The organism is Agrobacterium sp. K11, from assembly GCF_059429395.1.
Window position 1 is genome coordinate 514,916 of record NZ_JCAHRB010000003.1, and the last position, 13,100, is coordinate 528,015.

Sequence of the window (13,100 nt, forward strand, 5' to 3'; positions counted from 1 at the left end):
GCGCATCGCCCGTTCACGCCTTCTCAACGCCCCAGCCTGGCAAAGGATGCACATAAAGCGATGGTATCGGCACGATAGGCCGATAAAAAACAGGCCCCGAAGGGCCTGTTCATTTGTGTGTCTTGAAGGCTTATGCCGCTTTCGCGGTGCTGCCATAGGGATCGAAGCGACCGTAGAAGGTCTCGCCCTTGGCCGCCATGTCCTTCAGAAGCGGCGTCGGCTTGAAGTGTGGGCCATAGGTCTCGCTCAGCTTCTCGGCCAGCGCCACGAAGGTCTTCACGCCCATGCCGTCGATATAGGAGAGGGCGCCGCCGGTGTAGGGCGCAAAGCCGAAACCGAGGATGGAGCCGACATCGGCCTCACGCGGGTCGGTGACGATGCCTTCTTCCACGGTGCGAGCGGCTTCCAGCGCCACGGTGACCAGAAAGCGCTGTTTCAGCACTTCCATATCCACATCCTCCGGCTTCTGCTGAGGATAGAGATCCTTCAGGCCGGGCCAGAGGGACTTCTTGGCGGGCTTTGGCGGGTAGTCGTAAAAGCCCTTGGAGTTCTTGCGGCCAAAACGGCCCTCGCCTTCCACCAGCTTCTTCACCAGTTCCATATGGCGCGGATCGACAGCCTTTTCACCGAGATCGGCGACGGTTGCTTTCAGGATCTTGTAGGAAAGATCGATTGCCACCTCGTCGTTCAGCGCCAGCGGGCCGACCGGCATGCCGGCGAATTTCGCGGCATTCTCGATCATGGCGGGCGGCACACCCTCGATCAGCATGTCGTAGCTTTCCGCCATGTAACGCAGCACGCAGCGATTGACGAAGAAGCCGCGCGTATCGTTGACGACAATCGGCGTCTTCCTGATCTTGGCCACATAATCCAGCGCGACGGCCAGCGCCTTGTCACCCGTTTCCTTGCCGAGGATGACTTCCGTCAGCATCATCTTCTCGACCGGCGAGAAGAAGTGGATGCCGATGAAATCCACCGGGCGCTTGGAGTTCTTCGCAAGCCCGGTAATCGGCAAAGTGGAGGTGTTGGAGGCGAAAATTGCGCCTTGCGGCAACACGGCTTCCACGGCCTCGATGACGGCCTTCTTCACGTCGCGGTCTTCGAAGACGGCCTCGATGACGAGATCGGCGTCGGAGAGCGCCGCGTAATCCGCTGTCGGGGTAACGAGGTCGAGCAAGGCCTTGCCTTCATCCTGCGTCAGCCTGCCCTTGCCGATGGCGGCCTTGACGCTTTCCTCGCAATGGCCCTTGCCCTTGTCGGCGGCTTCCTGATCGCGGTCCACCAGCGTGACGGGGATACCGGCTGCGGCAGTGACATAAGCAACGGCGGCGCCCATGAAGCCCGCGCCGACGACGCCGACCTTTCTGAACTCCGTCTTCGGCTGACCGGACGGGCGGCGCGCGCCCTTGCCCAGTTCCTGCATGGAAACGAACAGCGAGCGGATCATGCCGAAGGCTTCCTTCGAGCGAAGGATTTCGGTGAAATAACGCTGCTCCACCTTCAACGCCGTATCGAACGGCAATTGCAGACCCTCATAGACGCATTTCAGGATAGCAAGTGCTGCCGGATAGTTGCCGGCGCTTTCACGGCGCAGGATCGCCGGAGCGGCCGGCCAGAGCTGGGCAGCGGCCGGCGTCCAGATGCCGCCGCCGGGGGCCTTGAAGCCTTTTTCATCCCAGGGGGCAACCGGCTTCAGGCCGTCCTTGATCATTTGCTTGGCAGCGGAAATGAGCTGATCCGGATCCACCACCTGATGAACCAGCCCCATGGCCTTGGCGCGCGCACCGGTCAGCGACTGACCGGTGGTCATCATCTGCAAGGCGGATTGCGCATCGGTCAGGCGCGGCACGCGCTGGGTGCCGCCGGCACCAGGGAAGATGCCGACCTTGACTTCAGGAAGGGCTATCTTGAGGCTCTTGGCATTCGACGCGACGCGACCGTGGCAGGCAAGCGACAGCTCGAAAGCGCCGCCCATGCAGGTGCCGTTGATGGCTGAGACCCAGGGCTTGCCGTTGGTCTCCAGCTTGCGGAACAAGCCGGTCATGCGGCCGACCAGTTCGAACAGCTTGGCGGCTGCCTGATCCGGGTCCTTCGCCTTCTCGTCATTGTAGAAGGAGAACATCGACTTGATCATCGAAAGATCGGCACCGCCGGAAAACGTGCTCTTGCCGGAGGTGAAGACAGCACCCTTGACGCCAGCGTCGGCGACAGTTGCGTCAACGATGGCGTTCAGTTCGTCCATCACCTCGGAAGTGAAGACATTCATGGACTTCTCCGGCATGTCCCAGGTGATAAGGGCAATGCCGTCTGCGTCCGTCTCGATGGTGAAATTGGTATAAGTGCTCATTTTGGGATTCCTCTTCCCTGAATTTCGTTTCGCCGAACTTCCCGATCCCTCATTCCCGTGCCTGTCACAGGAACCCAGTCAGCCCAAGTCTTTGGGCTGGAAGACTCTCGCGCGCCGCAGACGCGGCGCTGCTGGGATCCCTGTGACGAGCGCAGGGATGAGGAGCCTGGGGTTAGCCCTCCGTAACTCAAACACGCTCGATAACGGTCGCTGTGCCCATGCCCGCGCCGATGCAGAGCGTGACGAGCGCGGTGTTCAGATCGCGCCGCTCCAACTCGTCAAGCACCGTGCCGAGGATCATCGCTCCTGTCGCACCCAGCGGATGGCCCATGGCGATTGCGCCGCCATTGACGTTCATCCTATCGTGGCTGATGTCGAAGGCCTGCATGTAACGCAGCACGACGGCGGCGAAGGCCTCGTTGAGTTCGAAAAGATCGATATCGGCAAGCGACATCCCGGTCTTTTTCAGAAGCTTCTCGGTCACATCCACCGGGCCGGTCAGCATCAGCGCCGGATCGGAACCGATATTGGCGAAAGCCCTGATGCGGGCACGCGGTTTCACGCCCATAGCCTCGCCGCCCGCCTTGGAACCAACCAGAACGGCGGCCGCGCCATCGACGATACCGGACGAATTGCCCGCATGGTGCACGTAGTTGATACGCTCCACTTCCGGGTGCGCCATGATGCCGACGGCTTCGAAGCCGCCCATTTCACCCGGCATCTGGAAGGATGGGTTGAGGGAAGCCAGCGCCTGCATGTCCGTACCGGGGCGCATATGTTCGTCGCGGTCGAGGATCGTCAGGCCGTTGCGGTCCTTCACGGGGATAACGGACTTGTTGAAATAGCCCTTTTCCCAGGCATGCGCGGCGCGCTTCTGGCTTTCGACAGCATAGGCGTCGACATCGTCACGGGAAAAACCGTATTTGGTGGCGATTAGATCTGCCGATACGCCCTGCGGCATGAAGAAGGCGGGGAAGTTGACCGAAGGGTCCATGTACCAGGCGCCACCAGACATGCCCATGCCGACGCGCGACATGCTTTCCACGCCGCCGGCAATGACGATATCGTCGGAGCCTGCCTTGACCTTGCCGGCCGCGAAGTTGATGGCATCGAGACCTGAAGCGCAGAAGCGCGAGATCTGCATTCCCGGTGCCTTGTTGGAATAACCGGCCTCGAAGGCGGCGGCTTTCGGGATAACTGCACCGGCATCCATGACGGGATCGACACAGCCCATGATAATGTCGTCGACAGCAGACGTATCGAGCCCGTTGCGGTCGCGGATGGCTTCCAGCGTCTTGGCGGCAAGGCGAACGGAGGGCACCTCATGCAGGCTGCCATCCTTCTTGCCGCGTCCGCGCGGGGTGCGGACATGGTCATAAATGTAAACGTCGGTCATTAACTCTCTCCCTCGGCGCGTGACACGCCCTGTCAGAATGCTTCCGCAGCCAGTTCCATCATGGTGTCCGCGCCGGTTTCGATGCGGGCCTTGCGTAGCGCCGTTTCCGGCATGATGCGCTCCATATAAAACTTCGCCGTGACAAGCTTGGTCTTGAGGAAATCCTCGTCCGAAGTGCTACCTGCCGCAAGGGCTTCGCTCGCCGCCTTCGCCATGCGGGCCTGCATGTAACCCAGCACCACGATACCGAAGAGGTGCATGTAATCGGTCGAACCGGCACCGGCATTGTCTGGCTTGGCCATGGCGTTCTGCATGAACCACATGGTTGCGGCCTGCAGGTCGTTCAAGCCCTTCTTCAGGCCCTTTGTGTAAAGGCTGAGCTTTTCGTCGGCGCGGTTTTCCTCGCAGAAATCCCCGATTTCCTTGAACAGCGCCATGACGGCACGGCCGCCATTCATGCCGAGCTTGCGGCCGACCAGATCGAGCGCCTGAATGCCGTTCGCACCCTCATAGATCATGGTGATGCGGGCATCGCGGACATATTGGCTCATGCCATGTTCCTCGATATAGCCGTGACCGCCGAAGACCTGTTGCGCCATTACGGCATGGTCGAAGCCCTTGTCAGTCAGCACGCCCTTGAGGATCGGCGTGACGAGACCGAGCAGGTCATCTGCCGTCTGACGCTCTTTCTCGTCGGTCGACCGGTGGGCGATATCAGATTGCAGCGCGGTCCACAGAAGGAAGGCGCGACCAGCCTCGTTATAGGCCTTGATAGTCATCAGCGTACGGCGGATATCCGGGTGCACGATGATCGGATCGGCCTTTTTATCGGGGAATTTTGCCCCGGAAAGTGAACGGCCCTGAATGCGCTCGCGGGCATATTCGACCGCATTCTGATAGGCGATCTCACCCACGGACAGGCCCTGAAGGCCGACGCCGAGGCGGGCCTCGTTCATCATCACGAACATGGCGGAGAGACCCTTGTTCTCCGCACCCAAGAGATACCCCGTCGCATCGTCATAGTTCATGACGCAGGTGGCGTTGCCGTGGATGCCCATCTTGTGTTCGATCGCGCCGCAGGTGACGCCGTTGCGCTCGCCGAGCGAACCGTCCTCCTTCACGAGGAATTTCGGCACGATGAACAGCGAAATACCCTTGGTGCCTTCCGGCGCGCCCTCGATGCGGGCAATCACCAGATGGACGATATTGTCAGTCATGGAATGTTCGCCGGCCGAAATGAAGATCTTCTGGCCGGAAATCTTGTAGCTGCCGTCGCCCTGCGGAACTGCTTTTGTGCGCAGCAGGCCGAGATCGGTGCCGCAATGGGGTTCTGTCAGGTTCATGGTGCCGGACCATGTTCCCTCGACCATCTTCGGCAGATAGGTTTCTTTCTGCTCCTGCGTGCCATGGACGAGGACGGCAGCGATGGCGCCCTGCGTCAGGCCGGGATACATCATCAGCGACAGGTTGGCGGACGACATATACTCGCCAATCGCCGCATGCAGCGTATAGGGCAGGCCCTGCCCGCCGAATTCCGGCGGTACGGCGAGGCCGATCCAGCCGCCTTCACAATAGGCGTCGTAAGCCTCCTTGAAACCATCAGGAACGGAAACCGAACCATCATCTGCACGCTTGCAGCCCTGTTGATCGCCAGACAGGTTCAGCGGGAAAAGCCGCTCCTCGGCAAGTTTCGCCGCCTCGCCGGTAATAGCCTCGATCATGTCGGGGGTTGCATCCTCGAAGCCGGGCAGGTTGTTATACCGCTCGAGGCCAAGAACGTCGTTCAGAATAAAAAGCGTGTCTTTAACTGGGGCCTTGTAAACAGGCATTACCGATGTTCCTCCGCATCGTGAAAGCCGGAGCCGATCCGGCCGATATGGGATGACAATATTTGACGTGCGCGTAAACGTCAAATAAATTCCGGTCGAATGTCATGGCCCTTTTTCCGCGCAATGCTTGGCCAGCCCCACGCGAAAGCGTTACGCGCCGCAAAAGTTAAAAAATTCCAACCATAGTTAACCACTTCTTTACCACGTTTCGTGAATTCTCCGACACGAGGTAACTGCTTCGTCAATCGAAGCATTTTCCTCCATGGGGGCAAATACCGGCTCTAGAATTGCTGCATGTTGTGCGACGGCATTATCAGGCGGGTAGCCGTTGCAACAAACACCGGGCACGCCGGACGGAAGCGAAGCGAGCGAGAAGATGAACGGATTGCGATCGAAAAACCAAAGCCCGAGCGACAGGTCGTCTCTTGATGCTCTCAATCGCACCATTGAAGGCCTTGAAGCCCGCATCGAAGGGCTGATGAGCCAGAAATTTCCGCGCGACCCCCGGGCCACGACAGCTGAGCCGAAAAACGAGGCCCATGCCGCGCCGCGCGAGCCACGCGCCACCGTCACCCCGCCGCAACTCGACCCCGTCAACGAAATCCGCCAGCGCCAGCGCCTGCTTGAGGCAAGCTTCCAGCGCCCGCAGGAGCCCGTTGCGCGCCCGGAACGAACCATTACCAGACCGCTTGCGCCTGAATACCGGCCGAACGACGTGCAGAACGCGGCGGCCAACCCCGCACCGCGCGCGCGCTCCATCCCGCCCTATCAGGAGCAGCAGCGAAACGACGCGGCCTTGCAGGAGATCGCGCAGGCGCTCGTCAACCTGCGGCATGAGCTGAAGCACGATATTTCAGAAGGCGTGGCGCGCGAAGCGCAAGGGCTGCGAGCCGAAATCCGAAACATTCGCGCGATCGCGGAAGACCAGCAGTTCATCGGCGACCTGCGCGACGATATTGCAAGGCTTGCAGGCAGCATCGACCAGCTCGGCAATCTGGCCTCTCCCGATGCCTACGGGCTGCGCAATGAATTCGATGACCTGCGCCTCACCATCGATCAGCTTGCGCGTGAAGACAGCGTACATCGGATCGAAAGCCGCTGGAACACCGTGGAAGACACGTTGCGCGGTTTCGACACGGCCTCGCTGCAGGACGAAATCGTCTCGCTCGCCTATCGTCTCGACGACATCAAGACCCAGCTCGGCGGCATGAGCAACAATCCCGCCGTGCGCGTGCTTGAGGAAAAGCTGATCACCATCGCAAGCGCGGTGGAGCAGCTCGGCAAGCATATGCAGCCGAACGAGGCTGCCTTTACCGAACAGTTTTCCGGTCTGGACCAGCGACTGGATGAAATCAGCCGCGCCATTGCCGCTACTGGCGCCCGCTCCAACAATGCACAGGCCACCGACAACGCACTGGCACAGCGGCTGGAAACCCGCCTGAACGGCCTTGCCGAACAGCTCGGTGATATCAATCGTATTGCCGCCGCAAAGCCCGATCCAGCTGTGGATCTCACCGCCCGTCTTGAAACGCTGGCCGCCAAGATCGATGAATTGAGCACGGCGCGCGACGCGGCACAGCTGCACGAGCGACTGGACCAGCTTTCCCTGCTTCTGGAGCGTTCGCAGCGCCCCTCACAGCAGGCGGAACTGACATCGTTCCTCAGCGACATTTCCCGCAAGATCGACGCGCTGGATCACGGCACCGTCAATGACGGCCTGGCGGAACGGCTCGACACGCTTTCCCGGCGCATCGAAGACCTTGACTATCGCTACAGCCAGCCGCAGCCCGTTGCTGGTTTCAACGAAGGCACTTTTTCGCGCCTGGAAGAACGGCTTGGCGATATCGCGGCCCGTCTGGACGAGACCGCCCATGCCGCACCCGCCGACAGCGGCGCTTTGCTCAGCCTCGAAAATCAGATCACCCATCTCTCATCGCTAATCAGCCAGCCGGGTCATCACCAGCCGGCGGGCATGTCGCCGGAACTCGATGCCCGCATGTCGGCGATCGAGGACTACATGGCGTCCAACGATGAGTATATCATCGAAGCGGCTCGACAGGCGGCCGAGGCCGTTCTGGACGCCTTTACGCGCAACAATGTCTCCTCCGGCGCAAACCTCGCCGATATGACGATGCTGACCGATCTTGCCACCGATCTGCGCAGCCTCGAGGCGCTGAGCCGCAACACGGAAGAACGCACGCACCGCACCTTCGAGGCGCTGCACGAAACGCTGGTGCAGATTGCCGGTCGACTGGACAGCCTTGATAATCGCGCACCCGCTCCCGCCTATCGCGAAGAGGCAGCGCCACGCAACGTCGCGCAGCATATGATTACGCCCGCCCGCGAAGACGTGGCCATGCCGGCCGCCATCTTCCCGCAAGAGGGCTACATCGCCGAAGAACAGCTTATTCTAGAAGACACGCGCGATGCCGGCGAAAACGGCGCGGATGCGATGGCAATCGTGCCGCCCGCCGCTGCAAAACCCGCAAAAGCAGAGAAAAAGAGCCTGCTTGCCGGCCTGACCAAGCGTTTCAAAACCGGCACGGCGAAGACCGCCAAATCGGCAGAAGAACCCGTATCGGCAACCACCACCCGCACGCAGGTGGAACCCGCCCCTTCGCTCGATCCGATCGACGTGCTGCCTGCGGGCCAGGAGAACGAACTTCTGGAGCCCGGCTCTGGCGCACCTGATATCAAGAAAATACTGGAACGGGTGCGCGCCAGCCAGGTCGCTTCCAGCGGCAAGGCGGCGGACGCAGAAGGCCGCACGGATTTCATCGCCGCCGCCCGTCGCGCAGCGCAGGCTGCCGCAATGGAAACCTCCCCGGAGAAGCTTGAAACCGGCAAGAAAAATCGCAAACCCGACGCTTCGGCGCTTTCACGTTATCGTCGCCCTCTGCTGCTCGGCATCGGCGCCATTCTTCTTGCGATGATGGCCATGCCGCTCGTCAAGACGATGATGGGCGGCAGGGAAGCCCCGGCACCGGTCATCGAAGAGAAGATGGGCGATGCCCCGGTCTCCGCACTTCCCGAGACCGGCGACAAGGCCGTGACCATTCCGTCCGAACTGGCTATCGATCCGCAGGAGGCGGCATCCGCCGACAGCATCGAAAACGCAGCACCATCGGAAAACACCATCGATCCGCGTACCATTGGCGGCGCGCCGCTTGCCAATGAACCGCCTGTTGCCGATGCGCCCGCTGTGGATGCGGCGACGTCAGGCACTGTCGCACAGAGTGAGCCGCAGGCACCGGTGCAGGCCGCTACCACGGCTGCCGCCGCCCAGGGCGCGATTGTAGTTCCCGCCGGTATCGAGCCAGCATCGCTGGCGGAAGCCGCAGCGAAAGGCGACACGCAGGCGCTGTACGAGATCGCAGCACGCTACACCGAAGGTCGCGGCCTTGCCGCCGATCGCGCGGAAGCCGCCAAATGGTACAAGCTGGCTGCGGATCGCGGCCTTGCTCCCGCACAATATCGTCTCGCCAACCTTTACGAGAAGGCGAATGGCGTCGAGCGCAACCTTTCCGAAGCGAAGCGCTATTACACGCTGGCAGCCGAACAGGGCAATGCAGGCGCCATGCACAATCTCGCTGTCCTGCTCGCCTCCGATGCGGCCGGCCAGCCGGATTTCACCACCGCCGCGCAATGGTTCATCAAGGCTTCCGAACTCGGCGTCCGCGACAGCCAGTTCAACCTTGCCATTCTCTACGCGCGCGGAAGCGGCGTGAAGCAGGATATCGAGGAATCCTACAAGTGGTTCTCCATTGCGGCCAAGGATGGCGACACGGACGCTGCCCAGAAGCGTGACGAGGTTGCGGGAGCGATGAACCCGCAGCAGCTTCAGAGCGCACGTGCGAAAGCCGACGCATGGAAGGTCAAGCCGCTTTCGGAAGACGCCAACAGTGTTAACCCGCCCGAGGAATGGGCTGGCAAGGAGGGCGTGAAGACTGCCTCCGTGGACATGGAAAAGGCGATCCGCAACATTCAGGCAATCCTGAACAAGAACGGTTTCGATGCCGGCCAGCCCGACGGCAAGCTTGGCAAGAACACGGTTACCGCCATCAAGGATTTCCAGAAATCCGTTGGCCAGACGCCCGACGGGCGCATCACCAACGAGCTGGTGACAGCGCTGCTCGCCCGCAACAAATAACCGTTTCGCAACGGATGAGGCGGCCTTCCCGGCCGCTTCCCCACAGTTTGGCGCCGGAATGTGGCGCTGCTCCCACGCCTGATCGCTATCTTTCCAAATTATCAACGTATTTACCGTTGAATGTTGACACGTCGGACCCTCGCGGGCATGACGGATGAAGGCTGGGCATGCCCGGTCTTTTCAGACAGAAAATGTAAATCGCGGCGCGGCCCCACACCCGGACAAGCCCTGCCGCCCGGAACCATTTGCCCGAGGTCCGAGCCGTGACTGTCTATCTGCCGATTGCAGAACTGTCGGTGAACATTTTCATCATTCTCGGCATGGGCGCGGCCGTCGGTTTTCTTTCCGGCATGTTCGGCGTGGGCGGCGGTTTTCTCATCACCCCCTTGTTGATTTTTTACAATATTCCGCCCGTGGTGGCCGTGGCGACGGGCGCAAACCAGGTGGTGGCCTCTTCCGTCTCCGGCTCGATCACGCACTTCCGGCGAGGAACGCTGGATGTGAAGCTTGGGAGCGTCCTGCTGGTCGGCGGTCTTGTAGGCGCGACGGTGGGCGTGTGGATATTCTCCTTCCTGCGCAGCATCGGCCAGCTCGATCTCATCGTTTCGCTGCTTTATGTCATCCTTCTCGGCACTGTCGGCACCTTGATGCTGAAGGAGAGCATTTCCGCCCTGCGCCGTGCTGCCCGTAATGAGACGGTGACGCTGCGCCGCCCCGGCCATCACAACTGGGTTCACCGCCTGCCGCTGAAAATGCGGTTCAAGAAGTCGAAGATCTATCTCAGCGTCATTCCCGTCGTCACGCTGGGTTTCGGTATCGGCATCCTGACCTCGATCATGGGTGTCGGCGGCGGCTTCATCATGGTGCCGGCCATGATCTATCTTCTGCGTATTCCGACCAACGTCGTTGTCGGGACCTCACTGTTCCAGATCATTTTCGTGACCGCCTATACGACCATCGTTCAGGCTGCGACAAACTATTCCGTCGATGTGGTGCTGGCCTTCATCCTGATGGTCGCGGGCGTTATCGGCGCGCAATATGGCGTGCGCGTCGGGCAGAAACTGCGCGGCGAACAGCTGCGCGCGCTTTTGGCGCTTCTGGTGCTTGCAGTCGCCCTTCGCCTTGCCGTGGCACTGGTTGTTCGCCCCGAAGACCTGTTTTCGGTCGCCGTCGGAGGGTTAGGTTATTGACCCACCGCCTGCTGCTTTGCGCCTTTCTGCTTATCGGTTCCTGCCTTGCCTTTACCGCTTCGGCGCAGACACCGCCGCTTGCCCTGCCTCCCGGCACACAGCAGCGGTCCTTGCAGGAAAATATCGAAATCGGCGCATCGACGACGGAGATTCCGATCACCTCCGATTTTCGCGGGGCGGATTTCACGCTTTTCGGCGCTCTCAACAATACCGACCAGTTGCTGCTCGCTATCGGCCAATATGATATCGTTGTTACCCTCGAAGGCCCCAGCGACTACATGACGGTGCGCAAGAAGGAGCGCGTGGCCGGTATCTGGATCAATACCAGCGCCATCACCTTCACGCCGCTGCCGGAATCCTATTCCATGGCCAGCACGCGCGATATCAGCGCCGTCGCTTCGCCTGGCACCTTGCGGGCAATGGGGCTGGGTGTCGAACATCTGTCGCTCAAAAGTGCGGTGTTTTCCGGCGTGCCCGACAATGTCTTCGATTTTCAGGAGGCCTATCGGCGCCTGCGGCTTTCAAGCGGCATCTATCGCAACGACACGACCGGCGTGCGGCTTGAACGCACCGGTCTGTTCTGGGCAACCTTGCGCCTGCCCGCCAACGTCCCGAACGGCGTGCATACGGCCCGTGCCTATCTCTTCAAGAGCGGCAATTTCATCGCCCAGCGCGAGCTGAAACTGCGCGTCGTCAAGACCGGCATGGAACAGGCAATCACCGATGCCGCGCATCAGACACCGCTTGCCTATGGCGCGCTGTGCGTTCTTCTCGCCGTCGTCACGGGCTGGAGTGCCAGTATTATTTTCCGCAAGGACTGAGTGTTTTTCATTCCCGTAAAAGAGCGCGTCTTTCGCCTTCGGCGTAAAAGATTGCGTTCGCTTCCTTCAATGGTTTGCGGTAAAATTCAACACGTTACAACCACGTACGCAGCTTATGGCGGCAAGTGCGGTTGTGACCGGGATGAAAAGGAGAAATGTCATGTTCAAGCACATTCTCATTCCCACCGATGGCTCGCCGCTGGCGCAGATCGCAATCGACCAAGGGTTCGCTCTCGCCAGAGAGGCAGGCGCAAAGGTGACCGTCGTGACGGTGTCCGAACCCTTTCACGTGATTGCCAGCGATGTCGAGGACATTGCCGCCATTGCCGAAGAGGAATTCCACCGTTGCGAGGAGGCGGAGCATTTTCTGAGAGATACGCAGGCGCACGCCGCATCGATGGGGCTGGATTGCGAAGCCCTGCTGGCGCGGGCGGGACGGCCGGATGAGGCGATTGTCGAAATCGCCAACAGGACCGGCTGCGACCTCATCGCCATGGCTTCACACCGGCGCAGAAGCTTCGTCGAGATGCTTGTCGGCAGCGTTACGGCCAAGGTGCTGAAAAACTCGAAGATACCGGTGCTGGTATACCGCCAATAGACGGGCGGAGCGATGCGCTCAGCCGAGCAGATTTGAAAACCGTACCGAATAGATGCGGTCCCGCCCCATCAGATGCGCGACGAGTGCAGCGTGGTCGAAGAGACCGCGCATGGCCTTGTGCCGCAAATCCAGTCCGCCGCTCATCACCCCGAAGGCCGGCATCAACAGACGGGAACCATCGGTGGCGAAACAGGGACGCCGCACCGTTTTTTCGCGACGGCGAACAGTGGCGGAGGGATGCAGATGGCCTGCGATTTCACCAGCGGCATCTCCTACCTCAGGCTCGTGGCGGAAAACGAGATTGCCATAAAACATCTCATCTACCGAAGACCCCGGCAGATCGACCGTGCCATCCGGATCGTGATTGCCGTTGATCCATATCCAGTCACGGCCACGGGCCATCCCGCGGATCAGTTCGCGCAGCATAAGCGGCAGATGCTCGGACCCGACCCGATCGTGGAAATTATCGCCGAGGCTGACGACGATCTTCGGATCGTAACGGCTGACAAGGGAAGACAGGATTTTGAGGGTAGCGATCGTGTCGTAAGGCGGCAGCATGCGCCCGCGCCGGGCAAAGGCCGCACCTTTTTCCAGATGCAGGTCCGAGACAACCAGCAGCGACAGATCGGGCAGGTAAAGACCACCCAACGGGTCACACCAGGCGGCGACGCCGTTGATGGCAGTTTCGCTGCCGAGGCATTCGAAGCCATTGGAAAACCTGTCGCTCAATGTCAGTCGGCTTAGCACTTTTGTGGTCGTTCCTTCATTC

Annotated in this window: 8 protein-coding genes; 4 read left to right on the top strand and 4 right to left on the bottom strand. The window is 60.6% G+C overall.

Features of this window, described 5'->3' with window-relative positions; translation table 11 throughout:
- Window positions 1-130: 130 nt before the first annotated feature.
- From AC5SEO_RS07710 to AC5SEO_RS07720, 3 genes are all read right to left on the bottom strand, one after another.
- Window positions 131-2,347, bottom strand: coding sequence for a 3-hydroxyacyl-CoA dehydrogenase NAD-binding domain-containing protein (locus tag AC5SEO_RS07710; protein WP_174067987.1), 2,217 nt, complete (start codon window positions 2,345-2,347; stop codon window positions 131-133).
- A gap of 187 nt (window positions 2,348-2,534) precedes the next feature.
- Entirely contained in the window at window positions 2,535-3,743 is a 1,209-nt protein-coding gene (locus AC5SEO_RS07715) for an acetyl-CoA C-acetyltransferase (protein ID WP_025592421.1), read from the bottom strand.
- A 32-nt stretch (window positions 3,744-3,775) separates the two neighbouring features.
- Window positions 3,776-5,572, bottom strand: coding sequence for an acyl-CoA dehydrogenase C-terminal domain-containing protein (locus AC5SEO_RS07720; RefSeq protein WP_065658363.1), 1,797 nt, complete (start codon window positions 5,570-5,572; stop codon window positions 3,776-3,778).
- A gap of 376 nt (window positions 5,573-5,948) precedes the next feature.
- On the opposite strand from AC5SEO_RS07720, the gene podJ reads away from it, so the two are divergent.
- From podJ to AC5SEO_RS07740, 4 genes are all read left to right on the top strand, one after another.
- Complete coding sequence (gene podJ / locus AC5SEO_RS07725; RefSeq protein ID WP_174068019.1) at window positions 5,949-9,722, top strand: cell division protein PodJ; 3,774 nt, start codon at window positions 5,949-5,951, stop codon at window positions 9,720-9,722.
- A gap of 263 nt (window positions 9,723-9,985) precedes the next feature.
- Entirely contained in the window at window positions 9,986-10,912 is a 927-nt protein-coding gene (locus tag AC5SEO_RS07730) for a TSUP family transporter (protein WP_174067986.1), read from the top strand.
- The gene (locus AC5SEO_RS07735; protein ID WP_013635439.1) at window positions 10,909-11,733 is read left to right on the top strand and encodes a TIGR02186 family protein; all 825 of its coding nucleotides are present in this window, start codon (window positions 10,909-10,911) and stop codon (window positions 11,731-11,733) included. Before AC5SEO_RS07730 ends, AC5SEO_RS07735 begins: the two co-directional genes overlap by 4 nt.
- Before the next feature lie 160 nt (window positions 11,734-11,893).
- Window positions 11,894-12,331, top strand: coding sequence for a universal stress protein (locus AC5SEO_RS07740; RefSeq protein WP_003514961.1), 438 nt, complete (start codon window positions 11,894-11,896; stop codon window positions 12,329-12,331).
- Between the two features lie 18 nt (window positions 12,332-12,349).
- Here AC5SEO_RS07740 and pdeM read toward each other — a convergent pair whose 3' ends face one another.
- Window positions 12,350-13,078 carry a ligase-associated DNA damage response endonuclease PdeM gene (pdeM, locus tag AC5SEO_RS07745; RefSeq protein WP_174067985.1) on the bottom strand — a complete coding sequence of 243 codons (729 nt, stop codon included), beginning with the start codon at window positions 13,076-13,078 and terminating at the stop codon, window positions 12,350-12,352.
- Window positions 13,079-13,100: the final 22 nt, after the last annotated feature.